The sequence below is a fragment of the Tateyamaria algicola genome (assembly GCF_047715485.1).
GTDB lineage: Bacteria > Pseudomonadota > Alphaproteobacteria > Rhodobacterales > Rhodobacteraceae > Tateyamaria.
On sequence record NZ_CP180422.1, the window covers coordinates 3,239,105 to 3,265,391 of the forward strand.

The following is a 26,287-nucleotide window of genomic DNA, read 5'->3' on the forward strand; positions in this document are numbered from 1 at the left end:
GCAGGAACGGACCCGCGCTATGCCCCCCTCGCCAGTCGAACCGACGAAAGCCACGAAAGCGCAATGGATCGCTGTTTGGGCGCTTTTGGCCGCAGCCTTCGTTTCGTTGTTGGACGTCACGGTGGTCAATCTGGCGGTTCGAAACATCGCGGATGACTTGGCCGCAACCGATGCCCAGTCTCAGTGGATCCTGTTGGCGTATCTGGTCCCCCTTGCGGCCTTCCTTCTGCCACTCGGCCGGTTCGGAGATGCCCTTGGCCGCCGTCGCCTGTTCCTTTTTGGTGTGTTGGCCTTTGCTGCTGGCGGGCTTGCTGCGGGAACCGCCCAAAACGTGACGGTGCTGATCATTGCACGTATCGTTCAGGGCTATGGTGCGGCGACGATGATGCCTCAGGTGCTGGCGTTGACCCAAGTGATCTTGCCCACTGATCAGAGACGCCGTGCCGTCGGCTACTTCGGCATGGTCAGTGCACTTGGTGCCATCGCGGGGCCGATCATTGGCGGTGCTGTTCTGTCTGTTGATCTGTTGGGGTTGGGGTGGCGCGCTGTGTTTCTGTTGGTGATACCACCTTGCGTTTTGTCATCGGTCGTTGTCGGGTCTTACCTGCCCAGGGATGACCTCAGCACATCAAAGCGGATCGACATCCGGCACGGGCTGCTGGTTGCGCTGGCCGTGACGGGCCTGGTCTACGCCGCAGTGCAAGGGCGGCCTTTGGGGTGGCCGATCTGGATCATGGCCATGCTCACCACAAGCCTTTTTCTGCTGGCCCATGTCGTCCATGCTCAGCGAAAGGGTGTGTCGGGCAAGGTTGAGCCATTGCTGCCGCCGGAGTTGCTGCGGTCCACTCCGTTTTTGCAGCGCGCCGCGATGATCCTGTTGATCTTTTCTGGCATTGCCGGTGTTCCCTTTCTGATGGCCATTGCCTTGCAAGACGGGCCCGACCTGTCACCGGGTGAGGTTGCTGTGGCGCTTGCCGCTCACCCGATCTTTGCAGTGGCCGGGGCGGCCATCGCGGGACGGTGGGCACCGGCAAACCCCTGGCGGCTTCCCCTGATAGGATCGTCCTTGACCTGCATGGGCACGGCGCTGACTGTTTTCGCTTTCGCGCGCGTTGGCAATGACATCAATGCCCCGGTTTTGTTGGCACCTCTTGCGATTGTCGGGCTTGGCATGGGGTTGAGCAACGTGGCCCTCATGTCAAACGCGCTGGCCCTTGCACCCAAAGAGATTGCAGGTGCGGCCTCTGGGGTTGTTCAAACCGGACAGCAGATCGGTATTGCGCTGAGCATCGCAATCGTTGGCAGCATCTACTTTGCAGCGACGACACGCACGACAGGAGACGCGGCATCAACGGCACTCTTGTATCCAGTGACCATCTTCGCCGTTGCCAGCATATTGTGCCTGTTGGGTGCGATCACTCACAAACGAAAGGCAATGTGATGCAACCAAAACCCGGACAATCCCCGCACGACTTTTGGAACGACCTCTATCGCGGCGCGCGCCATCAAACAGACGGGCGGCCCTCCGCCGTTCTCGAAAGATTTGTGGCTGATCGCATACCCGGTCGTGCGCTCGATTTAGGATGTGCCAAGGGCGACGATGCGATCTGGCTGGCGCGCCGTGCCTGGGATGTTGTCGCAGTCGATATCGCCCAAGCCGCGTTGGACATCGCGCAGGCGAACGCCGCCAACAGGGGAGCGGCGGCACGGATCAAATTCGAATGTCACGATCTGGCCAAATCGTGTCCCGAAGGCCCTTTCGACCTCATCTCGGCGATGTTCCTGCAAACACCCTTTGATTTTCCGCGGCGAAGCATCTTTGCGCGGGCATATCAACAGTTGGCGCCCGGAGGCCTGTTGCTCGTCGCCACGCATGGTTCCACTGCTCCATGGTCTTGGAGCAAAGAAGGTGCCAGGTACCCTTCGCCGGAAGAAGACTTGACCGAATTGGGTTTCTCACCCCTGGACGCTCAGGTCTCTTTCGTCGGCGCGTTCCGCCGAACTGCGCATGGACCTGATGGGCAAACAGCAGAGGTTCTCGACAACGTCATTGCCTTGGTCAGGGAATGAAGGCTTCTGTTGTTGGTTTCCGCAAAGCTCCGCCTTGAGGAAGATGCAGCGCGGCGTCGTGTAGTGACATGAACAGCCATTCTGGGCCGCGAGCGCTCACATCGTAATCGGTTGCCGCTTTGGACGTCTAAACGGATATCGCCAATCAGAGTGCCACATCCACCCTACACGAAAAGCGTCAGCCCGATCATGGATACGATCAGGAACAAGACGGTCATCACCCCGCCAGAACGCAGGAAGTCGACAACCCGGTAGCCTGCCGGCCCCATAATCAGTGCGTTGACTTGATGTGTCGGGATCAGAAAGGAGTTTGAGGTCGAAATCGCAACCGTCAACGCGAAGACCGCCGGATCTCCGCCCGCCGAGATGGCAATCGAGATCGCCAACGGCACCAGCAGAACAGTTGCGCCCACATTCGACATCACGAGCGTAAAGGCTGTCGCCAACACGGCCAGACCTGCCTGCAGCGACCAAAGTGGCCAGCCATCCAGCAGAGACAGGATTTGCTCTGCGATCCATGCCGCTGTTCCAGTATTCTGCACAGCCATCCCCAACGGGATCAGCGAAGCCAGAAGAAAGACCGTGCTCCAACTGACGGCCTCGTAAGCTTCATCTATGGAGAGCACGCGCGACAAGATCATCCCGACCGCGCCCGCCAAAAGGGACAGCGACAAGAGCAGATCGGTGAACAAAATCAGGCCGAGCGTCATCGCAAAGAATCCGATCGCCCAGTTCACTTTATGCGGGCGCAGTTCCTCTTGCGGAAAATCCGAAGTCACGACGACAAAGTCCTGATCAGACTTGAGCCGGGTGAGCCGTTCCCATTGGACGTGGACAACCAGAGTATCCCCGGCCTGCAAAAGCACCTCACCGATATGGGTGGCGACGTGGTCGTCGGTTTCCACGTGGCTCAGCGTCTCTTCGCCACGATGGATTGCCAGAATGGACAGCCCATGTGTTTGACGCAGGCGAAGTGCGATGGGCGATTGGCCTATGACAGTCGATCCCGGCGGGATAACGACCTCTGCAACGCCAGATTCTGTCGCGGCAAAATCATCGGCAAACACGTCCAGAGCAGGCAATATCTCCAAACCATGCGGCTCGGCAAACTCGTCCTGCAACACCCGCCGCAAGCCTAGAACAGCCAGGCGCGCCGGCGCTTCGATTTTGGTATCCGCCATGGGCGCGATGACTTTGTGGCCTCTGTAAGACGTGCCCAGAATGTAGATGTGGTGTGCAACCATGATATCGGCCAGCGTCTGACCGATCAAAAGTGACCCTTCCGGCACCCGCACCTCGAACATGTCGGCGCGTAGCCCATAGGTGTTTTCGACATATGTCTGCATCGAGCGCGCCGCACCTGCGTCATCGCCGCGCCCGCGCTGACCGGGCAGAATCCACCGGCCCAGAAGCACAAAGTAGAGAACGCCCGTCAGTACAAGCATCACCCCGATTGGAGTGACCGAAAACAGGCCAAACGGCTCCATCTGCTGATCGGATGGCAGCGTTCGGTTTGCCGATATCAGGAGATCGTTCAGCAGGATCAATGGCGAGGATCCGACCATTGTGATCGTCCCGCCAAGGATTGCGCAAAATCCCATGGGCATCGCCAAACGGCTCATTGGTATTTCGGTCCGCGCCGATATTCGGCTGATGACCGGCAGAAACAGGGCTGCCGCACCGACATTCTGCATGAAAGAGCTGATGACGCCGACGGTGCCCGAAACGATGGGAATGATCCGAGCCTCACTCGTTCCGCCACGTTTCAGGATGAGTGTCGCAACCTTGGACATGAGGCCTGTCTTGTCCAGCCCGGCGCCGATGATCATCACAGCGACAATTGAGATAACCGCGTTGGATGAGAAGCCGGAGAACAGCTCAGCCCGGTTAGAGAGATTTTCCAGTCCGGGCAACGTGCTGAGCCCGCCCAGGATCACCATCACAAGGATCGCGGCCAAATCGATGCGAATGATCTCGGAAACAAACAGAAACACCGTGAATGCAAGCAGTCCCAGAACCGCCATCATCTCAAACGTCAGAATTGTCGCTTCCATTGCATCTCCCCGTCGCAAAGCTTAGCGGCGGTTTCGCTTGACGCATAGAGCCAGTCCTGAGGAGTTTTTTGGCCAGCGGTCCTCTTCATGCGGCCGTTCTTCACCCTACAGCAAGGGACGCAATTGTCCTCAGTGCTTGTGTTGTCCTGCACTCCGGTCCCTACGTTGCTGTGAATATCGCGGGCCGCTCGAAGGTTCGGTACAAGCCCTGCATTCCGCGTCTCGCTGATGGGTGGGCTCCGATACCGCGCCAGCACCGAGGTCCGCTTTGAGCCCAAGGCGGTCATCGTGATTTTGTGCTGCGTGCGCACGCAGCGTGAAAATCGCTGCGGCCGCTCGGAACATGCCGCTGCAGGGCGGCGAGAAAACCAGCCATTCACTCATCGCGGGGCGAAGATCCAGGCGGCAATGATCAAGTCGCGGATTTTCCCGACTTTCGCTGCGGCAACACCAATGTCAGCTTTCGTTGTGCTTATCCAGCTCATCATATCGGCGATTGCGTGTCCTCCTGAGCCGACTTCCGAGCTGTTGTAGAAAACCGCCAGATGATGGCCCAGTAGCCCCCGTGATCGCCGAAGGTCTGAGCTCCAATCCCGTTATACCTTCCTTTTTGAATGCTTTGGCCATTTCGTCCGAGATGAATGCCTCGGATGTGTAGTATCTATCCATCCAGAGGTGCCGCCCGGCGATATCTTCTTTGCGCCACTGGATGAATGGTTCACCCAACGCAGCGGCGAAATATGTGAACTGACCCAGGGATCTTCCCTCAGAAAGGACATCCTCGACGCCTTTCGTCTTTAGGCTTTGAAATGTTTTGCCATCGTAGAATTTCGCCCGGAGATCGGAGTTTTCAGCATCAATGGCCTCCACTCGATCCGCAATCCCCAACGCGTAGTAACCGCTATGGTAACGGGTGCCATCAATCATGGTTAGATCAACAGGCTGAAACAGATGCTCGACTGGGTCCAGCTCTGACACGATTTTTCGAAATCGGTCAGATACAAAAAAACTGGCAGACCAACGGCCTTGGAAAATGTCCGGCAACTTCGTAGAAACAGGGAAGAGCCTTAGGTCTTCTTCGTACTGCGCCTGAATGAATGGGATCGGCGGTTGAGTTTCACCGCCCGTTCGGCTCAGTGATGTTGCTTTCGAACTATTCTCTGGCGTCTGTGACGTATCAGACCAGTTCAAACAACCTGGAAGGTGTTTCGGAATATCGAGAGCGTAAGGCATTTTTATCTCCAGTTTCACGACGAGACTTAAGTCAAACCCCGCCCAAATTATGGCAGTTCTGTGAAACGAACAGGGTGGAGTTTTCGGCAAGAATGCCGACATTCGTTCGGTGCGAACATCCGGTAGTCTGGGCTCACTGCCGCCGACTGCACATGCAGCACTGACGCCGTTAGCCGGCTCCCGAAGACTGCCATTGCAACGGACGATACAATCCAGCCACCAGCGCGGTGCTGGTGATTGGGTTTGGAGGGCGGATCGGAGGGCATATCATGCCAAGAGTCCAACTTCCCGCGACAACCCCGAAACGTAGAGCCTGGAACAAGGGGCGTATCATCGGCCAAAAACGGCTTTTGCTGCCAAAACAGGTCTGGGCGATCCGGGCAAGGCTCGAACTGGCGGGTTATCTGCGCGATCTGGCTTTGTTCAACGTCGCCATCGACAGCAAGCTGCGCGGCTGTGATCTCGTCAAATTGACCGTGTCTGATCTGGTCAAAGTTGATCGCGTGCGAGAACGCATTTCAGTTTTCAAAGCGGGTGTCCATCCCTTGTGCAGCACCGATCGGTGCTGAGCCCAAACCAAAAAATACCGCATCGTGCACATGCGACCGCTATCATGATTAATGCGAAATTGAGCGTTGTGAAGAAGGCGTTGCCGGTCGTTGCGAGTGTCAGCAAGTGGTGAAGCTCAGCTTTACCTAGCCGGACTTTTACTACGTTGACGAACTCTTGGCAAAAAATAGCCGACATCCTGCGGGCTATGCTGCGCCTTGAATTTAGAGAACACGCTTGGAACCAAGGTGGCTTGTAGTTGTGGGGCCGCGCTTGGATTTGGGTATCCAAGTTGAAGCAGACAATCGAGCGCTTCACTGATGCGTGCAAAGCCTGATGAGCAATGGTGAAAAGCTGTGGTTTTCGCGGCCATCCTAGTGAATCGACAGATCGTCGGCTTTTGGATCAATCGCCAATTTAGTCATCCGTCGGTAGATTGTGGCGCGGCCTATTCCCAGGGCTCGCGCAGCCTCTGAGACGTTGCGATTGTGTTGGGTCAGGGCTTGAACAATGGCCGTCCGCTCAGCTTTTTCGAAGCTAACGGGCGAGCTTGTGTCGCTGTTCAGAACCTCTGATACCAACTTAGGTTCAATGTTCGTTTTGGATCCCAACTTGTATTTGTGTCGTGCATTTCTCGTTGCACCAATCACAACTTCGTCTTGATCGACCGCCAGCAAAGCCGCTCCACCACTCGCGGTTCCAGGCACATCAAGAATCCGCGCCTTCTCGTACGCGGATCGAAAACTGTCCGCCTCGATCTGGCGGGCAATCTGCTGAACAAGTGCGCGAATAAGCGTGTTCAGATTTTCGGTGTGGTCATGTCGAGCGGATGACACGTCAAGCGCTCCGATCAATGACCCATCAGGGCCAAAAATCGGGGCATCAATGCAGCTCATGCCTGTATTTCGTGCGTAGAAGTGCTGTTCACGATGAATGACTGTTTGCTTGGCTTCAACAAGACAGGTCCCGATCCCGTTTGTTCCTTCGGCGACTTCGCTCCAGTCTGTCCCGCGCCACAAGCCCCAGTCTCTGAACTGATCGCTATCGGCGGTATTGATCCGCTGATCCAAGATCACCCCCTGCGCGTCCGACAACAAGACACAGCAGCCGGGCTGCCCCACAAGGCCAAAGAGGTCGTCCAGATATGGTGCGGCGATGTCTGTGAACCGTTCCTCACGTTGCTGCCGTTCTCGAAGGTTCGTTGGATCTACACGTTCTGGCGCGCGGCGTTCCCCGGGATGCAACCCGTGGATAGACATCGAACGGGTCCACGACGCTGCCAGACGGCTCAGCGCCGCGGCCCTAGAAGATTCTGCCGTTGCAATGACATTCTCTATATGGCGTTCTCGGCTGTTCAGCATCGCGGATGTCCTTTCGTAATCGAAACCAAAATCTGAAGGGCATATCTCAGGTCAGCTGGGCCACCTGTGTTCTGATGCGGTCTTCCAAAGTGTCCGGCGCCATCACGGTAAGATCAGCGCCAATTATCTGAATGTCAGTGACCCCCAGGAACCCCAGTACGTGCTTCAAATACGGTGTAGCGAAGTCCATTTCGCTGCCAGCCGGCGTCTCGCCGCTGGCCAAAACGATGTAGGCCTTCTTGCCAGTAGCCAGTCCAACATAAGTGTGTTCCGGATCGGGGCGGAACGTGACGCCAGGCCGCGCAATCTGGTCAATCCAGGCCTTCATCGCGCTGGGCAAACCAAAGTTGTACATCGCGACACCAAGCACCAGGATGTCCGCATCCAGCACTTCCTGGGCCATAGCATTGGAGGTGGCGAGGATTGCATTCTGCTCTGCCGAGCGGTCTTCGAAAGGCGTAAAACTTGCGCCAATCCATTCTTCGGTGAGGAATGCCGCCTGATCGACTGCCTCGCGTTTCGTGACAGAGACGTCACCATGGTGCGCTTTAAAGTGTTCAACCACCATATCGCCACCGAAACGAGAGGCTGATCCGCCCTCCCGGGCGCTCGAATTGACATGTAAAATTGAAACCATCCCAGTTTCTCCAGATAATTTAATGCAATGCCTCTAACTTGGCCCGTTGTTGCGCTTCGACGCGCTGGATCAGGGGCTGTCCTTCGCTGTCTGTCTCGCTATCGAGACAGATGCGGGTCAGTGGTCCATCTTTTCGATAAATTCGATCCGATACCCGTCTGGATCCTCGATGAACGAAATCACTTCCTTTACGCCGGTTTCTTCGGGCGCAAAGGTCATCGGGCCAGCAGGGCGAACAACATTGACCCCAAGCGATTTCAGGTGGTCTTCCATCGCGTAAATGTCGTCGACTTCCAGAGCGATATGACCGTAGGCATTCCCAAGCTCATAGTTGGTGTCATCCCAGTTGTAGGTCAGCTCGATCACTGCATCTGATGCTGCATCGCCGTAGCCAATAAAGGCCAACGTGAACTTTCCATCTGGAAATGTCTCACGGCGCATCTCGTGCATGCCGAGCGCTTCCTGATAGAACTTAAGCGACCGATCGAGGTCGCGTACCCGCAGCATAGTGTACAGAATTCGGTTTGGTTTCGGTGTGTCTGGCATTGAAGCTTCCTGTTCTGGTCGAGCGGTCTCTCTTCCAAGTACGACCGCAATTTCTTGCTATGCTGATTGTTCAACCGGGCGCGCAGGGTCCTGCTTCCATACGGCGAAGGACCCATCAAACAGGGCGCCATTTTCGCCGATCAATTCCAGGGCGAGCAGAACCACCGTGGCCGCATAGCCCGACCCACAAGACGCGATAAGAGGTTTGGATTTCCAATCTGGAGCCAAATCATCCAGAGCAGCGCGAATACCGTGTTCATCCAGAAACAGCCCCGTATCGGGATCGAGCATCGCGCTGAATGGAACGTTCAAAGCTCCCGGAATATGCCCCGTCCGCGGATCATCTGCTTTCCCGGCATAGTTCGCCGGCCCGCGCGCATCGATCACGCAGGCAGTGGACTGCCGATCAATAAAAGCTTCCAGATCTATCATCAGTCCACTTTGCAAGCTGGGTTCGAAAGAGCCGGTATCGTAAGCCGTTAGTTCTGTGGAAACGGGCAGATCTTGGCACGACCAGAATTTCCAACCACCGTTCAAGACCCGCACATTGGTGAAACCCCAATGTCGCATTGCCATCCAAATCCGACCCGCCTGCATATGTGATGAAGCGTCGTAAAGCACGACCAGGTCACCGGGATTGATACCAAGGCGCGCGAACGACCGACGAGCGCCATCTTTATCCACGATCGGAGCGAGGCCGGGCGGGACGTCTGTCGCGATAAATTCCTTGGTCCAGTCCAGAAATGCGGCGCCCTGTATATGGCCCCTCGCATAGTCTTCTGGCAACGCCCGAGCCGGGGTGGACCAGGTGCCTCTAACGTCGAACACCTTAACGTCTGGTCGACCGATCAAACCCTTTAAGTCTTCGGCAATGATGAGGGGGAGTGGTCCCTATCTACCTCAGACCACTGGTTTAGATTCTGTCATGGTATCACCCCGCGAGAACAAACGATCTGCTCGTGCAAAGCGGGCGGCTGAGACCAAACAAACGTACGGGGTAACGCTTCTCCCGGCGACATCGGCTCGCTGCAATGAGCATACGTTACTAGTAAGTTGCGAAGTCGGCTGACCCCATAGAAGGAATCTAAAACGTCATGGACAAAATCGTCAAAGGACATACACTCTGTGTCAACCAATGCAGGTTTGGTAAGAAAAACTGAGCTGCAAAACTGGACAAACTCGACATCACGGGTTGGTCACGAGGCAGCAAGCGGATGACATGAAATGCGGATCCACACTTTAGACATTCAGGATTCAGACCACACTCTATCGGGTTTGATCGTGCAATCCGAAATTGGCGTGCCACCGGCCTATTCAGAAGTTCTATATCGTCTCTATCTGCCTATGGGTGGACCAGCAGAGACGACAATCGACGGGTGCAACATCACACTTGATCAGTACGAGTTGCTCACTCTTTCTCCTGGCGAGCGGGTGAGTTTTTCTCGCAGCGCGACGGTTCTGTCCTGCGCATTTCATCACAATTTCTTCTGTGTACGCGTTATGCGGAACGAGGTATTTTGCGACGGAGTTGTCTTCAACCGTCTCCGGGGTTTGCCAATTGTTGATCTAAGAGAAGATGGCTACCGAACGGCGTTGGCGCGATTTGAAGAACTGGGCCACATCCTGGAAGGCGAGAGCCTATTCAAGCCGGAACATGCGGTCAACACGATCAAGTCTCTTCTACTGCAGGCAGCGGACTGCAAAATCCGGCACGCCAACCCTGACGAGTCCTTTCAGGTTACGCCAGCAAAGGTGTCAGAGGTCGTAGCAAAGTTCCAGGATCTGGTCGAAGAGAACTATGCGAAGCATCTTGAGATCGCCGAATACTGCGACATGCTTGGTGTAACGATCGCAACCCTCAATCGCCATGTCAAAAATGAATTGGGTCAAACGGCAAAGCAGTTGGCACAAGAACGTCTGGCACTTGAAGCGCGAGTGGCGCTTAGGACGGGCGATCGATCAGTGAAGGAAGTTGCATTCGATTTGGGATTTGGCGATCCGCTCTACTTTTCGCGCTTTTTCCGAAAGCAGTTTGGGGCAGCCCCAACGCAGTATTTCGCTGGAACTACCTGATCAGGTAGGGTCCCCAATCAGCGATAGCTGTGTTGGGGACCGGGGACAGATTCACTGTTCCTGATGGCGGCCGATATTGCGATCAAGATAGTCCTGCCAGGTCGTGTTCGTATCGAGGTTGTAACCTGCGACCTCCGCCCAGACCCAGTTTAGGTTTTCCAATTCGGCCGTTTGTGTCTCTGGCGCTTCAATAGCTCTGTGTGCGTAGACAAGCGCCGATGCACGGGCATTTGCCCAGCAATGCACCAGCACTTTGCGATCACCCACGCTGTTCATGGCTTCAAGGAAGCGATCAAACTCCGCATCGTCGGGTGACCGCCAGTTGACCGGAACGTGGATGTACTCAATTCCTTGAGCCTGCAGAATGTCTTTCTGCTTTGGGTTATAGATGCTTTCGTTTTCGGGCACGACGCTGATCACAACTTCGATCCCATCCTCAACGGCGGTCGAAAGCTGATCCGCTGTCGGTTGTCCTGCTGTCAGTACATTGTCCGAGTATTCATAGAAGTTTCGAGCATCGGTGATGTCGGCCAGCGCCGCAGTTGCCGATAGAGACAGAACAGCAGTTGCAAGTCCTAGGCTTCGCATGGTTTTTCCTTATCAGTTTGAGTGAGATGTCATTGGTCAGCCGAATTCAGGCGCCTGGGTCCGCGCCTGGAAATTCATTGGTTTGGGGTAGACGACGACGTTCGAACGGACTTCCAGCCAGTGATCATCGGTTTGATCAGGTTCTCGTTTTTCCAAATCCAGTAGAACAGGACCGCAGCGACATGGATCAAAACCAACACGAGGACAGCACGCGAAAAATACGAGTGATAAGCCGTCACCGTTACGGTCCAGTCGGAAGGTAACCAGTTCGCAAACGGACCCTCAGCCCACATCGTGTCGTCTTCGGCGAACAGACCTGTTGAAACGAGCCCGGCAAGAACGAGGATCATTGTGACAACAGCAAGAGCCCCGAGTGGATTGTGACCGTCATAGGAACTTGGGCTTCGCGTCGGTAGGGTGCGGGCATAGCCAAGAACCTGTCGTGGTCTCAGTGACAATGCGTGCCACCGAGACGCAGGAGCGCCCATGAATCCCCAGATAATCCGAAACACCAAGAGCGCTCCAACGGCGTAGCCGAAATAGAAGTGCAGCGCGATCGTTGAGAATGAACGGTATTCGCCAAGGTACCAACCAACGCACACCGTTGCGACCAAAGCCCAATGGAATGCGCGTGTCGGGAAATCCCAGACGCGTTTCTTCTCCGTGATCCCGGTAGGCATGGGATCAAAAATCCTTTGCGCGGTACTGATCGTGACACGCGGTGCAAGCTTGGTTCACACCATCAAGCCCTGCACGCAGCTCGGGCAAACCTTGTGCAACGGTGTTCTGCAGAGTGATGGACGTATCAATCCAATCTTGCTGATGCTCAACCACGCCATCGTAGTCTGACCAGATCGTTGGAAGCGAACGCGTAAGGCCGGGTCGGTCGACGTTGCTGCTGCCTTCCGGCCACATTCCATCCGTATTGACCTGCGCCAGGTAGGCGATGACGTCGGCATATTCCTGGGCTTTCGCGGCGTCGTATTCCACATCGCCTTTGGCCATGCCAACGAGACCACCAAAGTAGTGGCGCGTCATGTTGTAAAATCCAAGCCTTGATTTGATCGCATCTTCCACAGGATCAGCGCTGACTGTTGCTGGCGCAGTAGCCCCGAAGCAGATCATTGCGCTCATAAGAAGTAGTTTCTTCATCTCGCGAACCTTTCGACGTTGTGTGAAAGGCAGTTAGCAATCCGTGCAGAGAGACCGACAGGTTGCTTGAAGCGTCAGATCTGGCGTCTGTCTCGGTGCCGAGACAGATTCTCAGTTTTCCGAGCCAATCTGACCCTGCTGTTGGCAAGACAGAACTGCTGACGGTTCCTACGGTGTGCTCAGCCAGTACATCCCAGCAAGCGTGAATGTGGCGATAAACACTGTTTGCAACACGAGTAGTGAGATGGCTGCTGGGCCAACTTGCATCACATCTCTGAGCGACGTCCTTAGTCCCACAGCGGCAATAGCGGTCAATAGTGCCCACCTGGATACTTCTGCAGCGATGTTGATGACCGCGCCCGGTATAGCGACAAAGGAGTTTAGAGCAACGAATGCGACGAATGCCACCATGAAGGCGGGAACAATGGTAGGCCTATCTTCCCTTCCAACAGCCTTCGCATTGTTACGGATCACGATTGACGCGATCAGAATGACCGGTGCCAACATGGCAACACGGATGAGCTTAACGACGGTGGCAACTTCACGTGTTTCCATCGACATCGAAAACCCTGCGCCGACGACTTGCGCCACATCGTGTATTGTTGCGCCGATGAAGATTCCGGCCTGTGAGGGGTCGAGGACCAACAACTCGGCGATGATTGGATAAAGGATCATCGCGATTGTCGAAAGCAAGGTCACGCCAACCACAGTGAAGACGAGGCGCTCTTCGGAACGCTCGTCCTTTGGCAAAATCGCAGAGATGGCCAGTGCGGCGGAGGCTCCACAGATTGCAACTGACCCTGCAGACAAGAATGCAAAACGGGCCCGATAACCAAAGAATCGGGATACCGCCAACCCAAACCCGATGGTTGCAAAAAACACCGCCCAAGACCAGACCAACGACCTGCCAACCAAGGTCAGCCGCCATGTCAAAGCTGACCCTCACACCAAGCAAGGCGACCCCCAGCCGCAGAACAGTTTTCGCTGAGAATGCAATCCCATCCTTGCATCGCACTTCCTCTGACAGGAAGCTGAGGGAGATGCCGAACAAAAGCGCCATGAGCATTGCGGGAGCGCCGTAGTGCTCGGATATGAACTGCGCAGCGATCGCAACGAGGCAGGAAATCAACACTCCCGGGAAATGGCTTCCGATCGTTGAGAATAAATTCATTGTTGGTCTTTCTTGTAAACGGTGCCGCATCTTTTGCCGGTAACCGGGACGAGATGAGCGTTCTCAACTGATCCCAAAACGATGCTCGCTCCCTACGGCGGGCTCTATTCGCGCAGTCCGGAAGCAACTCAAAATCGTGACCAATCAACAGCAGTACCGCGGCTGTTTCGAGGCTTGCTGTCTCGCCCACGGGACATTTGGAAACTTTTCAACGCTCGACCACCTAGGAGAGAACACGACGCGCATCGATGTTTGCCCTGTTCAAAAAGGGAGGATCATCATGAATGTAATGTCACAACCTCAGACCGGCTTTACGTCCCCGTTCAAAGCTAAGTATGACAACTTCATCGGCGGGCAGTTTGTGCCACCGAACGCGGGCAGATATTTTGACAACACAACGCCGATCACTGGTGCAGTCATCAATCAGATCGCGCGTTCAGACGCGTCTGACATCGAAAAAGCGCTAGACGCAGCGCATGCGGCCAAGGACGGTTGGGCGCGGACATCCGTTACCGAGCGCGCCAATGCACTTCTGAAAATCGCAGATATCATGGAAGAGAACTTGGAGCTTCTCGCGACCTGCGAAACTTGGGACAATGGCAAGGCGATCCGTGAATCCACCGCCGCTGACCTTCCTCTTGCGATTGATCACTTCCGCTATTTCGCCTCATGCATTCGCGCCCAAGAAGGGACGATGGGGGAAATCGATAATGATACAGTGGCCTATCATTTCCACGAACCTCTCGGCGTTGTAGGCCAGATCATTCCTTGGAACTTTCCGCTCTTGATGGCGGCGTGGAAACTGGCGCCTGCGTTGGCGGCAGGCAATGCGGTGATCATCAAACCGGCTGAACAAACACCCGCGACGATCATGGTTTGGGCAGAGCTGATTGCCGATGTACTGCCCGCGGGTGTCCTGAACGTTGTCAACGGGTTTGGCCTAGAAGCCGGCAAACCCCTGGCTCAGTCGAACCGGATCGCCAAAATCGCCTTTACGGGCGAAACAACGACCGGCCGCCTGATCATGCAATACGCGACCGAGAACCTGATTCCGGTCACGCTTGAACTGGGCGGCAAGTCCCCGAACGTATTCCACAAGGATGTCATGCGTGAAGACGACGCCTTCCTCGACAAGGCCATTGAGGGTTTTGTCAATTTCGCACTGAACCAAGGAGAAGTATGCACATGTCCGTCACGCGCGCTGGTTCATGAAGACATTTATGATGAATTCATCACGCGCTGCATCGAACGTACAAATGCCATTGTAACGGGCGACCCTCGGCTCGCAGGAGTAATGATGGGGGCTCAAGCTTCTTCCGAGCAGCAAGAGAAAATCCTGTCGTATTTCGATATCGGCCGACAGGAAGGTGCCGAAGTTCTGACAGGGGGCGGCGCTGCGGATTATGGCGGCGAACTTTCGGGCGGTTGCTTCATCCAGCCGACAATCCTGAAGGGCCACAACAAAATGCGGGTTTTCCAAGAAGAGATTTTTGGACCTGTGGTTTCGGTCACAACCTTCAAAGACGAAGACGAAGCCTTGGATATCGCAAATGACACGCTTTACGGTCTCGGCGCAGGTGTTTGGAGCCGCGACGTCAACACCTGTTACCGCTTTGGCCGGGCCATTCAGGCCGGGCGTGTGTGGACCAACTGCTATCACGCCTACCCAGCTCACGCGGCATTTGGCGGCTACAAACAATCCGGCATCGGGCGCGAGACACACAAGATGATGCTCGATCACTACCAGCAAACAAAGAACATGTTGGTCAGCTATAGCCCAAACAAACTGGGCTTCTTCTAAGTCTTAAAACTGTCACGTGGCGGATGCGGTCCGCCACGTGAACAGGCCCGGAGAACACTGAAATGAAAAACTCACAGCCTCAAAGTGACGCTCACTGTGTGACTGATGACAAACTACCCGAGGGGGCCGCTCCAAGGGTTCGCGTAACAGCTACTGACGCTGCGAGAGCACTGCTGGCCGACATTCGAGCAGATCACGGGGATGTCTTGTTTCACCAATCTGGTGGCTGCTGTGATGGATCAGCCCCGATGTGCTTTGCCAAGGGTGAGTTTCAGATCGGCGCATCCGATGTGAAACTTGGTGATATTGAAGGGGCTGACGTTTATATTTCCGGCCCCCAGTTTGAAGTCTGGAAGCATACGCAACTTATCATCGACGTGGTGCCAGGCCGCGGCGGCATGTTCAGCTTGGACAATGGCCGAGAGAAGCGGTTTCTGACGAGATCACGGCTATTCACAGATGCGGAACTGACATCTCTACCTCATATCTGAGGGGACCAACCGCAGCTACGTCTCCAAATGGACCTAACCTTGCCCTCCTTGACGCTCGTTCACGACGATAGACCGCAAATCGTGTTGGTTGGTGGCGGGCACACCCATGCGCTCGTTTTGCGTATGCTCAAGTCGGCCCCGCTTGGGAATGTTGGAGCGACCGTCATCAACCCAACACCAACGACGTCGTATTCGGGAATGCTGCCGGGCTTTGTCGCAGGTCACTATAGTCGAGACGACATTGAGATCGATCTGGATCGCTTGGCCCGTTCTGCGGGCGCCCAACTCGTCACGGGTCGTGCAATTGGTATGGATCAAGCCAAAAAGCGCATTTTGCTGGAAGACGGATCCACTCTGCGGTTCGATTTTGCAAGTATCGACGTGGGCATCACTGCAGACATGAACGACCTGGATGGTTTCGGTTTTTATGGTACGCCTGCCAAGCCACTTGGGGCGTTTGCGGCGCGTTGGGATCAGTTCAGATCGTCCTATTGCTCCAAAGACGTTGTTGTCATCGGCGGCGGGATTGCTGGTGCCGAACTGTCAATGGCAATGGCTTATGCGCTGCGGGATGCGACGGACAAACACAACGTGACACTGATTGATAGAACAACCCTTCTGTCGAACTCCAGCCGGGTCGCGCGGCGTCGCATCCGGCGATCACTGGTCAAACATGGCGTCACGATTCGAGAAAACACATGCGTGCAAAAAGTATCGGACAGCTTCGTCGAACTGGAGGATGGGGCGACAATCCCGGCAAATTTCGTTGTTGGCGCAGCCGGCGCGACCCCCTTGCCTTGGTTATCGGAACTTGGCTTGGACCTGCACAATGGTTTGATTGTGGTCGACCAAACATTGCAAACGTCTATGGCAGGCGTCTTCGCCGTCGGAGATTGTGCCCATCTTGCCTTTGATCCGCGTCCCAAGGCGGGTGTCTTTGCCGTCCGACAGGCCCCGGTACTTTTCGAAAACCTCAGGAGTGTTCTGACCGGAGATGATCTTCAGTCATATGCTCCGCAGAAGGATTACCTGAAACTTATCTCGCTCGGCGCAAAGAGAGCCTTTGGTGAAAAGTACGGTGTTGGCGTCGCAGGCCGCCTAGTCTGGTGGGTCAAGGATCGGATCGATCGGGAATTCATGCAGCAGTTCCGATAGGCGGGCTATGGTAAAAAAGGGAGAAATCAACAATGAAAAGTCTGAAAACACCAGTGTCTCAGATGGTTGCCGCAGCACGGGCAAGGATTGAAGAGCTTGAAACATCAGATCTGATAAGCTTGGTCGATGATCCGGATGTCGTGATTGTTGATATTCGTGACATTCGCGAAAGACAAAGGACGGGTGCCATTCCAGGCTCATTTCACGCACCGCGCGGTATGATCGAATTTTGGGTCGATCCAGATAGTCCCTACCACAAGGACATCTTTGCACAGCAGGGCAAGCGCTTCGTATTCCACTGCGCGTCCGGCTGGCGCTCAGCTCTCACAGTCGCGACTTTGCAGGACATGGGTTTTGAGGCGGCACATCTGAAAGATGGATTTTCGACATGGGCTGAAAACGGTGGACCTGTGGAACAGGTTCAGAAGCGTTAACTGCGTGGGTCATCAAATGACCCAACCGTTGCGTTCGACTTTGTTCGAGGTCCGACCTGTCTCAGTCCTGAGGCAGACTTGGCGGCGCTGGTGTGTCGCCTTGTGGTCGTGTTGAAGGGAAATCGCCAAGTATCTGGTCTGACGAAACCAACCAGAGGCGACAAGATGCTTACCGGAAATGACGAAAAGCAGATCACTGACACCGTTAACAACTACATAGAAGGTTTGCGTGACGGCGACGCCGAGCGCGTTGCCAAAGCGTTTTACTCGACTGTGAACCTGAGCTCACTGAACGACGATGGCGCGCTTGTTCTGACACCAAAAGACTCTCTCGTGGAACTGGTCGCAAGTGGGCAAGTGCCGCAAAACTCAAGCGAAATCCTATCGCTGGAAATCACCAACGATATGGCGGTCGTGAAGGTAAAGATTGATCTGCCAAGGTTGAACTATTTCGACTACCTGACCCTTCTGCGCATGAAGACCGCCGGATGGAAGATCGTGTCGAAAACCTACACAACGATCATGAAGTAAAGTCCTATGTCAAAAAATGAGATGCGCCCCGACGCCGGTCCAGCTACGCGTGCGATCCACTTAGGCTATGACCCTGCCGAGTTTCGAGGCGCGCTCACGCCGCCCTTGTTCATGACGTCCACGTATGCGTTCGAGACGGCTGAGCAAGGGACGGCAATCTTTGCGGGTGAAGCCGAAGGCTTTGTCTACGGCAGAACCAAAAATCCGACCCAGGCTATCTTGGAAGAACGCATGGCCAGCCTCGAAGGAGCAGAAGCCGGTCTTGCCTTGGCCACCGGCATCGCAGCGATCACAACTGTCGCCCTTTCGCATTTGAAGGCCGGAGATCGCGTCATTGTCGATCAGGTTGTCTATGGCTGTAGCTTTGCGTTCTTTGCCAGGGGTTTGCGCGACTTTGGAATTGAAACTGTTTTCATTGATATGACCGACCTCGATGCCGTCGCGGATGCCCTCAAGGTTCCCGCCCGCATGGTCTTTTTTGAAACGCCGTCGAACCCGAATGTGCGGCTCATTGATATCGCAGCAGTTTCCGCACTGGCGCATGCAGCCGAAGCGATGGTTGTTGTAGACAACACCTTTGCCACGCCGGTCTTGCAGCGCCCGATCGAGCACGGTGCGGACATTGTCGTACACTCTGCCACAAAGTTTCTTGGCGGGCACGGGGACCTTCTTGGTGGTGTTGCGGTTGGGCGCCTCGATTTGATCAACGAAGTCAGGGGCAAAGGACTTCGCTATCTCACCGGCGCAGCGATGTCGCCGTTCACAGCGTTTCAAATCCTTCGGGGCCTCAAGACGCTGGTTCTACGCGTAAAAGCGCATTCAGCCTCTGCTTTGCACATCGCGGATACACTTACTGCATCCGACAAGCTGAAGTCTGTTCTCTATCCCGGTCTGCCTGGGTTTGAACAATCTGACCTCGTCGCACGCCAGATGCCCAAGGGTGGCGGCGCCATCATCGGATTGCGCTTTGATGGGGGCATCGAAGCGGGTCGGCGATTTATCAATGCACTGGGATTGATAAAATGCGCGGTAAGCTTGGGAGACGCAGAAACGCTTGTTCAGCACCCAGCGACGATGACGCATGCGATCTACAAACCCTAGGAACGCGCTCGATTCGGTATCGATGACGAGCTGTTGCGTCTGGCTGTAGGTTTGGAAGACGTCGATGATCTGGTCTTTGATATTGAAAACGCGCTGACCCGGGTCTGAGGTCAACGCGATCTTATGATCAGGCCGCGTTCTCGCTGCTGAAAATGTCATGGTGCCAGAGCCATTTGCCGGCTTCTTGTTTCCAGACAACGATGAATTTTCCGCTGTCGGCGATAGACCCATCGGCTGTCTTCAACTTGAATTTGCCAACCTCGTTAACGCTGTCGCCAACCTGGTCCAACTCAACGGTGTTGAGCTCAACACCTGCGATGCCCATATCGATCATGCTCTGCCAGAATGCGGTCATGTTGGCGCGACCTTGGATGATTGGGCTGTTCGGCGGCATCAACATACCGTTCGATGTGTATACGGCGGCGAGCCCTTCGGCATTCAAGGCCTCAAACGCTTTCTCAAAATCACGGTTGTTAGCCGAAATTGCTTCTGCAACATCATTGCTTGGGGTGGTCATGTTCAGTCCTCCTGCTTGTTGTTTGTTCTTCAAACCTGCGGCTTGAAGAGCCAGATTTCTACGCAAGCAGACCGATCATTAGGGACAGCTGTCCCAATTTTGAGACGCAAAAAAAGGTTTTCTTTGCGCTTCGAGGCACCTCACCAATCTCTCCTGATAGACCGAAGTAGAACAAAACTGAATCCACTCTGAGGGCAGAAACATTGACGCATGTTCTTCACTTGACGACGAGCGCGAGACGGAAAAATTCGGTCTCGCATGCGCTAAGCCAAGAACTGGTCGATGGTCTGTGTGCACAACATGGTGCAACATTCACGAAACGAGATTTGGCGGACGGAATCCCGCCCATGAACGACACCTGGGTTGAGGCGAATTTTACGACCGAAGCAGAACGGACCGAGGCACAAAGGCGTGCATTGGCTCCCTCACGAAAGCTAGTCTGCGAGATTGAGGAAGCGGACCATATCGTGATCGGAACACCGATCTATAACTTCTCGGTTCCCGGATCTTTGAAATGCTGGATTGATCAGGTGGTCCGGCCCGGTCTTACCTTTATGACACAAGGGGACCGTTTCCTTGGGCTTCTGGAGGGGAAGACGGCTCATATCGTACTCGTGTCAGGTGGAACTGAAGTCCGAGGCCCGATTGACTACGGGACTGACTACCTGATCCACGTCTTGAACTTCATTGGTATTGCCGATGTGAATGTCGTGGCCGCCGATACTCTGCTGGCGGATCCTGACACAGCAATCAAAACTGCCCGCAATCAGATCAAGGCAATCCTTTCCGGTGACACCATCTGTTCGGCGTCACCGCGTCTGGCGATCGTCAGCTAAGGTTGCTGACGTAGTCTTGGATACGAGCCTTGATCGACGATGATGTGACAGAGCTTACCAGAGTCTCCAAATCGGCCGAGCGCGTATCCACACGCTGTCGTGCACAGAGGGATGCGTATGTTTTGGGATCGAACATGCGAACACGCTCCATCCGATCTTCGATCCAGGCGCCCCACTTGTCGTCTTCCACAATTGACGTCAGAAAACCCGTTTCAACGGCTTCTTTTGCACCAAACGGTTTGGACCTTTGTACCAGCTGACGGGCACTGTCCGCTCCGACAAGTGCTGACAGTCTCCCCGTCCCAAGCACCAGGCCAAAGAAAGCCCCCGGCATTCTGAACCGCGCAGTAGAGGTTCCAATACGTGATTGGCATGCCGCAACAAGGTCGGCTGCGGCCCCGTAGCATGGGCCATGCGTACAGGCGATTGTCGCAAACGGCGCATGTGCCACCAATTGCAACAATTGCTCCACCCGTACAAAGCGGTGAAGAAGATCACCGTCACTTTCCTCATCAAGCGCGCTCAGATCAAAACCGCCCGAGAACCCTTTTCCACAGCCGCGAAAAACGACGGCGCGAACATCCGCACTTGCGGCCTCTTGCATGGTATCATGCAACCCTTCGACAAGCTCGGCATTGAACGCGTTCAGCCTGTCAGGCCGGTTCAGAGAGACATGCAGGCAATCTTGAACCAATTCGGACATGACAACGCCGGTCACGTGGCAACCTCTGCGGAAAGCCAGTCTGCCAAAACATCGTCATTATGCGCCCCAAGCTTTGGGGGATTCCGGAAGACTTCAAAATCGTATCCGGTCATCTGAATGGGAAAGGCCGTTGTCCGTGTCCTATGCCCATTGGGAAGCGTAACGGGACGCACCAGGTTCATGTGCCGGACCTGCTCCCCTTCCAAGACCTCCGGATAGGTGTTGATCGGCGAACAAGGGACCCCACGACTGTCCATTTCAGTCAACCAGTACGCGACTGTCTGTTTCTCGAACTCTGGCTGCAACAGATCGAACATCGCATCTTGGTTTTGTGCGCGCAGAAACTGCGTTGCAAAGCGCGGATCTTCTGTCAGGTGGGAAAGACCAACTGCATGGGCGACCTGTTCCCACAACTTGTCATTGCCTGCGGCAATGATGAAGGGCGCATCACTTGCCTGGAAGGCGCGATAAGGCGCGTTGCGTGGATGCGCTGAGCCAAGAGCCTCAGGCGCTTCTCTGGTTCCGAAGTATTGGGAGGTTTGCAGTGCGGCCACTCCAAGAAGGCTGCCAAGCATCGAACAATCGATGTGGCCCCCTTGGCCGGTTTCCCGCGCTTGCATCAGTTTTGCCAGAACGGTGTAGCCAGCATAAAGTCCTGCGCAGAAGTCGCCAACCGGCACGCCGGCCTTGACCGGGTCGCCGCCCTTTTCGCCGGTCACACTCATAAGTCCGCTCATGCCTTGAACGGTAACATCGAAAGCGCCTTTCTTGTGGTAAGGGCCCGTTTGTCCGTACCCCGATATCGAGCAGTAGACCAAAGCGGCATTGTCGGCGCTTAGCGCAGCGTATCCCAATCCCAGGCGGTCAAGGACGCCGGGACGGAAGTTTTCGACTACGACGTCACATTCGCCAGCAAGCCGTTTCAGACGTGCGACCTCGTCCGGGTCTTTCAAGTTGGCTGTGATCGATCGCTTGTTCCGATTTAGCGACGCGAAGTTCTCGGAATAGACGTCACCTGCGCCGTTGTCGGTCAGTGGTGGCCAAGCCCTCATGCCGTCGCCGCCATCCGGACGTTCTACCTTGACGACATCCGCCCCCAAATCGGCGAGTAACGATCCCGCAAACGGACCTGCAGCGATCTGTCCGAACTCTAGTACACGCACACCGGCCAGTGGTGGCTTTGTAAGAGACTCAGCCATCTTGTTCCTCCGAAACTTTCACGATGTAGGGCCGCTCGGTTCTCGAGGTCAGATCAAACTCTGAACGGCCTGTGTGGTTAAGGTGCAGCCCATAGGTGTGAAGCGACACTGAAACCTGTTCTCCTATGTTTTCCACGGTGTGGATGTCGTCGGGCAAGCACGCAGCGACCATTCCCGGCCGCATCGTCTCTTCAAAGGTTTGCTCAAGCTCGGCGAACCCGACCCGGCTGCCATCATCCAGACGTTTGTAATTCACCTCGTGTTCTTGACCTTCAATGCCGGCGACAACTGCCCAAGTTTTGTGATTGTGTGGATTGGTGCCTTTCCCGGGTGCCCAGGCAAAAACGAAGACGGCCAGCCTATGGTCGTCTTCCTCGTGCAAAAGATGCACGCCAAACCCCTGAGAAGGGTCTACCTCGCGGTATTCTGGCTTGAACCAACCCGGCGAAGTGGCGAAACGCTTGGCGAGTGGTTTGATGGCATCTGTTATCAAGCGGTCATTGGATTCCGAGGCGACGATAGCGCGTATATCCGCGGCATAGGCATCGATCGAATAGGTGTCCTGAACGGCGTTCATTGCTGGTCCTCGCATGATTTCGCGGCAAAGGATGACAAGAAGAAAAACGCGATGCGAGGAGCCCTCAGCGCTAAGATTGGTCACTTGTCTCGCTTTTGGGACACGGCTTGCCAAAGCGTCTGTTTACTTTTGGGGGGAGGCTGCAACGTCAGTCCAGGCTCAGACATTTTGCGAAAGTGGTAAGGACGGAAATGTCCATCCGATCACCAGCAATGATCACAACACGGTATGACCGCTGCCGATTGTGAAGCACTGCAAGAAGCCGGGTATCGCCACAGATTTGAAGGAGAAATCGGTCGATAGGCCAAACGCCCTGCCACAATGACCAGCATTCGGCGGTGACGCTCAAATACAAGTCACCACCCCCTGCAGTGCCCGCAGTCAAGGCAGGGGGTGATGGTATTCAGTTGGTTAGTTGGCGGGCAGGGAGCTGTTCCAAATGTCACGATGCCAACGCCATTCGCCGGCCTCCTGTTTCCAGTGAATCATCAGTTTGCCTTGATCCGCGATGCTGCCATCGCGCATCGTGAGAACGTACCGGCCGACCTGGATGGCGTTTTCGCCGAATATCTCCAACTCCACCTGTTCAAGGTCGGCACTTGCAAATCCGGCATCAATTGCGCCTTGCCAGAAAGCCGTAAGGCTTTCGTGCCCCTCCACAATCTCTCCGTTGGGTGGCAGCGCTTGGCCATTGCTTGTGTATACACTTGCCATCCGCTCCGCACTGCCTGCCGCGAGTGCCTCTTCGAATTCCTGATCGATTGCAGCGATTGCCGAAACATCATCATCTTGGTCTTGTGCCATGGCCATCTGGCACATGAGAGCAATGGCAAATGCAATGGTCATGTTCTTCAAAAGCATGTTGTCTCCTTTTGCTTTGTTTCCGTCGACACATAAGGAGACCGTTCACGTGTCACGATGTCGGAGACAGAGGGTATGCAACCAAGTTGTTTCAAAATTGAGACAGCACGTGATTGAGCTGCGCGAAGTTCTGCTCTGCTGTTTCGGCGTCCTACGCGTTTCTGATCGTTTCAACGTTCATCAGGCATAGGTCAGCGCATCGAAGCCCCGAGTTGCACGCACCTGAATGTCCAGTTTCCTGAAACCCCGGTTCCGTAAACGCCGGGGCCAGGAACCCTAGCTTTGAAGCGGGTCTGAACGGCGACCAACGGTCAACCAAATCAACGCAGCGGCAGCGAGAACCAGAAAGGGAAGCATGGCATAGTTGACAGCCTGCCACCCAGCAACCGCTGACCCGCCTGCACAGTTCATTAGGCCACCGGACGCAAGGCTGGCAAACGTTGCGCAGCCAAATACCATCATGTCATTCAGTCCTTGAACACGCCCCCTTTCATGGGATGCATTTCCAGAACCAAGCAAGGTGATGGCGCCCACGAAACCGAAATTCCAGTCTATGACCAGCAACACCAGTGCAACGCAGAAATGAGAAAGCGTCACCCCCATCAAAGCCACGGCACCTGCGAGAAACAGAATCGCCAACCCGAGAGTGATGATTTTTGTGACGCCATATCGCACGATAAGATGTCCGGTGAAAAAAGACGGAATATACATTGCCAGAACATGGGCTGACACGATGTCATCGGCGTTTTCGTTGGTGAACCCGCAGCCGACTACTGCGATCGGCGTGCATGTCATTACGAGATTCATGAGCGAATATGAGACCATCCCACGTATGATGGCGACCAGGATCGTGGGGTTCTTCAACAGGTCGATACGGGACCGGACACGGGCGGGCTTGGCCTTGGAAGCAAGGCTGTCGTCAGGTCCCTTGAGGTCAGGCAACAGGAAGAGAAACATGCCAACAAGGTTCATGGCGATGATCGTCAAGTAGGTTCCCAGAAAAGGTATCACCGAGACATCAAAGACCAGTTTGTTCAGTTGTGGTCCAAAGATCGCGGACAGCAGCCCGCCCGCCATCACGTAGGAGATTGCCTGTGGGCGAAACGTATCTGATGCGGTGTCAGCAGCGGCAAACCGGTAGAAGCCTTGGGCCGACATATAGGTTCCAGTCAGATAGGAACCGATCAGAAGATAGGTAAAGAAACTGGTATAGAGCGCATACGCCGCAATGGCCGCACCCAGTGCGCGACCAATAGCTCCAACAAAAAACCGAACTTGCGTCCTTTGCGCTGTATCACGGGGGACAGCCAGGGCGCGGTTGTCATGGAACCAAAAACGATCATCGAAATAGGCAATGTGGCAAAGCAAACATTGCTCGCCAACATGCCGCCGGCCAATCCGCCAACAACAAAAATCATGGGCATCTGCGCTCCAAGGAACGCTTGCGCCATCACAAGAACGAAAATGTTTCGTTTTACACGCCCGTCATTGGCTGAGGAGGAGGTCATTTGAAGGGTCCTGAAGATCTTGGAAACGTGAAGGGCCGCTGAAAAGTCAGCGCAGTCTAGGTGGCTTGGCTTTTCGTGGCCGTCGCAAGGAAAACGCCAAGGCCCGCAACCAGCATCCCGAGCCACGCGATTGGCGGCATGATCTCGTCAAGGACAATCCAGGCAACCGCCGCCGCCAGAGGAGGGACCAGAAAGAAAAGCGCAGAGACTTTCGACACGTCTCCGGCTCGGATCATGGCCAGTAACAGCCCAATTGCGATCAGTGAGCTGGCAACAATCAGATAGACGAGCGATGCGACCAACTGCCATGTCCACGTGATCTGCATGCTTTCAAAAGCGACCATGAATGGGACCACACCAAGAAACCCTGCCGCGAATCCGACCAGGTTGGCAGTGACCGGATGATGTGAGACGCCAAACCTTTTTTCCCAGAGGGAGCCGCCCGTGATGCCGATCAGGGCGAGGGCAGCAAATACGAAACCGATGGGAGAGGGCGCCGCGATTTCCGAACGCGCGGTGACCACCAAGACAACCCCAACCAAGCCCAACACAAGCCCGGCCCACTGTCGCCAGCTTACGGTCTCACCCACCCAACGTGGTGCGATCAGACCCGTAAGGATTGGCTGCATTGCCAGAAGCAGTGCGAGAGTCCCGACGGAAAGCCCGGCGTTGAACGACATATAGCACATGCCGAAATACATGGCCTGAAGAAGGAACCCAACGATGGCCAGATGTGCCCACTCCGACGGCGACTTGGGAAGAGGCGGCCGCAGAATGGCGAACAATCCAGCCATGATGATGACCACGCAAGCGAACCGCAGGGTCAGGAACGTCATCGGCTCGATGTATCCAAGGCCAAATTTCGCCGCCACGTAGCCCGTAGACCAAATCGCCAGAAATATTCCGGGCGCAAAAACAAGCCACATTGGTCGCTGGTCATTCATCCGAGCTTCTCACTGGAGCGGAAGGCATCTGCGATCCGAGTGTTGCCAACATCACGGATCGCAGATGCCTTCCGCGAAACTTGCCAAAGTTGCAGCAATTCGTTGCGTGTCGATGTCGGCCATCGGGCGGCCTCCTTGGTCTGGTGTTCAGAACCAGACGTATGCCGCTTCTGGCGATTGTTAAAATGAAATGAT

At 55.1% G+C, this 26,287-nt stretch carries 24 protein-coding genes and 4 pseudogenes; 11 read left to right on the top strand and 17 right to left on the bottom strand.

What is annotated here, in order from left to right:
* The first annotated feature begins 19 nt into the window (after positions 1-19).
* Positions 20-1,441 (top strand): MFS transporter, encoded by a 1,422-nt coding sequence (locus ACMHLQ_RS18445; RefSeq protein WP_415402155.1) that lies wholly within the window; start codon positions 20-22, stop codon positions 1,439-1,441.
* Entirely contained in the window at positions 1,441-2,070 is a 630-nt protein-coding gene (locus tag ACMHLQ_RS18450) for a class I SAM-dependent methyltransferase (RefSeq protein ID WP_415402156.1), read from the top strand. The genes ACMHLQ_RS18445 and ACMHLQ_RS18450 overlap by 1 nt, the downstream gene beginning before the upstream one ends.
* A 164-nt stretch (positions 2,071-2,234) precedes the next feature.
* On the opposite strand, the gene ACMHLQ_RS18455 is transcribed toward ACMHLQ_RS18450, so the two are convergent.
* Complete coding sequence (locus ACMHLQ_RS18455; protein WP_415402157.1) at positions 2,235-4,124, bottom strand: SLC13 family permease; 1,890 nt, start codon at positions 4,122-4,124, stop codon at positions 2,235-2,237.
* Between the two features lie 456 nt (positions 4,125-4,580).
* Entirely contained in the window at positions 4,581-5,375 is a 795-nt protein-coding gene (locus tag ACMHLQ_RS18460; protein WP_415402158.1) for an imm11 family protein, read from the bottom strand.
* A 251-nt stretch (positions 5,376-5,626) separates the two neighbouring features.
* Here ACMHLQ_RS18460 and ACMHLQ_RS18465 point away from each other — a divergent pair.
* A pseudogene (locus ACMHLQ_RS18465) lies at positions 5,627-5,890 on the top strand (integrase); the annotation flags it as partial.
* Between the two features lie 390 nt (positions 5,891-6,280).
* On the opposite strand, the gene ACMHLQ_RS18470 reads toward ACMHLQ_RS18465, so the two are convergent.
* From ACMHLQ_RS18470 to ACMHLQ_RS18485, 4 genes are all read right to left on the bottom strand, one after another.
* Positions 6,281-7,267 (bottom strand): GAF domain-containing protein, encoded by a 987-nt coding sequence (locus tag ACMHLQ_RS18470; RefSeq protein ID WP_415402159.1) that lies wholly within the window; start codon positions 7,265-7,267, stop codon positions 6,281-6,283.
* A 46-nt stretch (positions 7,268-7,313) separates the two neighbouring features.
* Complete coding sequence (locus ACMHLQ_RS18475; protein WP_415402160.1) at positions 7,314-7,904, bottom strand: FMN-dependent NADH-azoreductase; 591 nt, start codon at positions 7,902-7,904, stop codon at positions 7,314-7,316.
* Positions 7,905-8,021: 117 nt separating this feature from the next.
* Positions 8,022-8,411 (bottom strand): lactoylglutathione lyase, encoded by a 390-nt coding sequence (gene gloA, locus ACMHLQ_RS18480; RefSeq protein ID WP_415402161.1) that lies wholly within the window; start codon positions 8,409-8,411, stop codon positions 8,022-8,024.
* Positions 8,412-8,507: 96 nt separating this feature from the next.
* Complete coding sequence (locus ACMHLQ_RS18485) at positions 8,508-9,278, bottom strand: sulfurtransferase (protein WP_415402162.1); 771 nt, start codon at positions 9,276-9,278, stop codon at positions 8,508-8,510.
* A gap of 453 nt (positions 9,279-9,731) precedes the next feature.
* Between ACMHLQ_RS18485 and ACMHLQ_RS18490 the strand changes: the two genes are divergently transcribed.
* Positions 9,732-10,523, top strand: coding sequence for a helix-turn-helix domain-containing protein (locus tag ACMHLQ_RS18490; RefSeq protein WP_415405316.1), 792 nt, complete (start codon positions 9,732-9,734; stop codon positions 10,521-10,523).
* 51 nt (positions 10,524-10,574) lie between these two features.
* Here the strand turns inward: ACMHLQ_RS18490 and ACMHLQ_RS18495 are convergent, their stop codons facing one another.
* The 4 genes and pseudogenes from ACMHLQ_RS18495 to ACMHLQ_RS18510 form a co-directional block, all read right to left on the bottom strand.
* Positions 10,575-11,111, bottom strand: coding sequence for a protein tyrosine phosphatase family protein (locus ACMHLQ_RS18495; RefSeq protein WP_415402163.1), 537 nt, complete (start codon positions 11,109-11,111; stop codon positions 10,575-10,577).
* Between the two features lie 74 nt (positions 11,112-11,185).
* Complete coding sequence (locus ACMHLQ_RS18500) at positions 11,186-11,791, bottom strand: cytochrome b/b6 domain-containing protein (protein ID WP_415402164.1); 606 nt, start codon at positions 11,789-11,791, stop codon at positions 11,186-11,188.
* Positions 11,792-11,795: 4 nt separating this feature from the next.
* Complete coding sequence (locus tag ACMHLQ_RS18505; protein ID WP_415402165.1) at positions 11,796-12,263, bottom strand: c-type cytochrome; 468 nt, start codon at positions 12,261-12,263, stop codon at positions 11,796-11,798.
* Between the two features lie 168 nt (positions 12,264-12,431).
* Positions 12,432-13,434: pseudogene (locus ACMHLQ_RS18510) on the bottom strand (YeiH family protein).
* A 280-nt stretch (positions 13,435-13,714) separates the two neighbouring features.
* Here ACMHLQ_RS18510 and adh point away from each other — a divergent pair.
* From adh to ACMHLQ_RS18540, 6 genes and pseudogenes are all read left to right on the top strand, one after another.
* Positions 13,715-15,235 carry an aldehyde dehydrogenase gene (adh, locus tag ACMHLQ_RS18515; RefSeq protein ID WP_415405317.1) on the top strand — a complete coding sequence of 507 codons (1,521 nt, stop codon included), beginning with the start codon at positions 13,715-13,717 and terminating at the stop codon, positions 15,233-15,235.
* Positions 15,236-15,333: 98 nt separating this feature from the next.
* The gene (locus ACMHLQ_RS18520; RefSeq protein WP_415402166.1) at positions 15,334-15,726 is read left to right on the top strand and encodes a DUF779 domain-containing protein; all 393 of its coding nucleotides are present in this window, start codon (positions 15,334-15,336) and stop codon (positions 15,724-15,726) included.
* 48 nt (positions 15,727-15,774) lie between these two features.
* The gene (locus ACMHLQ_RS18525) at positions 15,775-16,881 is read left to right on the top strand and encodes an FAD-dependent oxidoreductase (protein ID WP_415402167.1); all 1,107 of its coding nucleotides are present in this window, start codon (positions 15,775-15,777) and stop codon (positions 16,879-16,881) included.
* Between the two features lie 32 nt (positions 16,882-16,913).
* The gene (locus ACMHLQ_RS18530; protein ID WP_415402168.1) at positions 16,914-17,315 is read left to right on the top strand and encodes a rhodanese-like domain-containing protein; all 402 of its coding nucleotides are present in this window, start codon (positions 16,914-16,916) and stop codon (positions 17,313-17,315) included.
* Positions 17,316-17,393: 78 nt separating this feature from the next.
* On the top strand, positions 17,394-17,846 hold the full coding sequence (locus tag ACMHLQ_RS18535) for a nuclear transport factor 2 family protein (protein ID WP_415402169.1): 453 nt from the start codon (positions 17,394-17,396) through the stop codon (positions 17,844-17,846).
* A 21-nt stretch (positions 17,847-17,867) separates the two neighbouring features.
* Positions 17,868-19,055, top strand: a pseudogene (locus tag ACMHLQ_RS18540) (trans-sulfuration enzyme family protein).
* Between the two features lie 19 nt (positions 19,056-19,074).
* Here ACMHLQ_RS18540 and ACMHLQ_RS18545 read toward each other — a convergent pair.
* Entirely contained in the window at positions 19,075-19,464 is a 390-nt protein-coding gene (locus ACMHLQ_RS18545) for a YybH family protein (protein WP_415402170.1), read from the bottom strand.
* A 221-nt stretch (positions 19,465-19,685) separates the two neighbouring features.
* Here ACMHLQ_RS18545 and ACMHLQ_RS18550 point away from each other — a divergent pair, with 221 nt between their 5' ends.
* Positions 19,686-20,300, top strand: coding sequence for an FMN-dependent NADH-azoreductase (locus ACMHLQ_RS18550; RefSeq protein WP_415402171.1), 615 nt, complete (start codon positions 19,686-19,688; stop codon positions 20,298-20,300).
* Here the strand turns inward: ACMHLQ_RS18550 and ACMHLQ_RS18555 are convergent.
* The 6 genes and pseudogenes from ACMHLQ_RS18555 to ACMHLQ_RS18580 form a co-directional block, all read right to left on the bottom strand.
* Entirely contained in the window at positions 20,293-21,018 is a 726-nt protein-coding gene (locus ACMHLQ_RS18555; protein WP_415402172.1) for an enoyl-CoA hydratase/isomerase family protein, read from the bottom strand. The genes ACMHLQ_RS18550 and ACMHLQ_RS18555 overlap by 8 nt on opposite strands.
* Positions 21,015-22,202, bottom strand: a complete 1,188-nt coding sequence (locus ACMHLQ_RS18560; protein ID WP_415402173.1) for a CaiB/BaiF CoA transferase family protein — start codon at positions 22,200-22,202, stop codon at positions 21,015-21,017. Before ACMHLQ_RS18560 ends, ACMHLQ_RS18555 begins: the two co-directional genes overlap by 4 nt.
* Positions 22,195-22,779 (bottom strand): hypothetical protein, encoded by a 585-nt coding sequence (locus ACMHLQ_RS18565; RefSeq protein WP_415402174.1) that lies wholly within the window; start codon positions 22,777-22,779, stop codon positions 22,195-22,197. Before ACMHLQ_RS18565 ends, ACMHLQ_RS18560 begins: the two co-directional genes overlap by 8 nt.
* A 411-nt stretch (positions 22,780-23,190) precedes the next feature.
* On the bottom strand, positions 23,191-23,640 hold the full coding sequence (locus ACMHLQ_RS18570; protein WP_415402175.1) for a YybH family protein: 450 nt from the start codon (positions 23,638-23,640) through the stop codon (positions 23,191-23,193).
* Positions 23,641-23,916: 276 nt separating this feature from the next.
* Positions 23,917-25,148 (bottom strand): annotated as a pseudogene (locus ACMHLQ_RS18575) (MFS transporter).
* A 56-nt stretch (positions 25,149-25,204) separates the two neighbouring features.
* A complete protein-coding gene (locus tag ACMHLQ_RS18580) occupies positions 25,205-26,074 on the bottom strand; it encodes a DMT family transporter (protein ID WP_415402176.1) in 870 nt (289 codons plus the stop codon).
* Positions 26,075-26,287 lie beyond the last annotated feature (213 nt).

Excerpts from the sequence above, each read along its gene's own strand:
- ACMHLQ_RS18445 (WP_415402155.1), top strand. The coding sequence starts at position 20 with ATGCCCCCCTCGCCAGTCGAACCGACGAAAGCCACGAAAGCGCAATGG.
- ACMHLQ_RS18450 (WP_415402156.1), top strand. The coding sequence starts at position 1,441 with ATGCAACCAAAACCCGGACAATCCCCGCACGACTTTTGGAACGACCTC.
- ACMHLQ_RS18455 (WP_415402157.1), bottom strand. The coding sequence starts at position 4,124 with ATGGAAGCGACAATTCTGACGTTTGAGATGATGGCGGTTCTGGGACTG.
- ACMHLQ_RS18470 (WP_415402159.1), bottom strand. The coding sequence starts at position 7,267 with ATGCTGAACAGCCGAGAACGCCATATAGAGAATGTCATTGCAACGGCA.
- ACMHLQ_RS18475 (WP_415402160.1), bottom strand. The coding sequence starts at position 7,904 with ATGGTTTCAATTTTACATGTCAATTCGAGCGCCCGGGAGGGCGGATCA.
- gloA (WP_415402161.1), bottom strand. The coding sequence starts at position 8,411 with ATGCTGCGGGTACGCGACCTCGATCGGTCGCTTAAGTTCTATCAGGAA.
- ACMHLQ_RS18495 (WP_415402163.1), bottom strand. The coding sequence starts at position 11,111 with ATGCGAAGCCTAGGACTTGCAACTGCTGTTCTGTCTCTATCGGCAACT.
- ACMHLQ_RS18500 (WP_415402164.1), bottom strand. The coding sequence starts at position 11,791 with ATGCCTACCGGGATCACGGAGAAGAAACGCGTCTGGGATTTCCCGACA.
- ACMHLQ_RS18505 (WP_415402165.1), bottom strand. The coding sequence starts at position 12,263 with ATGAAGAAACTACTTCTTATGAGCGCAATGATCTGCTTCGGGGCTACT.
- adh (WP_415405317.1), top strand. The coding sequence starts at position 13,715 with ATGAATGTAATGTCACAACCTCAGACCGGCTTTACGTCCCCGTTCAAA.
- ACMHLQ_RS18530 (WP_415402168.1), top strand. The coding sequence starts at position 16,914 with ATGAAAAGTCTGAAAACACCAGTGTCTCAGATGGTTGCCGCAGCACGG.
- ACMHLQ_RS18545 (WP_415402170.1), bottom strand. The coding sequence starts at position 19,464 with ATGACCACCCCAAGCAATGATGTTGCAGAAGCAATTTCGGCTAACAAC.
- ACMHLQ_RS18560 (WP_415402173.1), bottom strand. The coding sequence starts at position 22,202 with ATGGCTGAGTCTCTTACAAAGCCACCACTGGCCGGTGTGCGTGTACTA.
- ACMHLQ_RS18565 (WP_415402174.1), bottom strand. The coding sequence starts at position 22,779 with ATGAACGCCGTTCAGGACACCTATTCGATCGATGCCTATGCCGCGGAT.
- ACMHLQ_RS18570 (WP_415402175.1), bottom strand. The coding sequence starts at position 23,640 with ATGCTTTTGAAGAACATGACCATTGCATTTGCCATTGCTCTCATGTGC.
- ACMHLQ_RS18580 (WP_415402176.1), bottom strand. The coding sequence starts at position 26,074 with ATGTGGCTTGTTTTTGCGCCCGGAATATTTCTGGCGATTTGGTCTACG.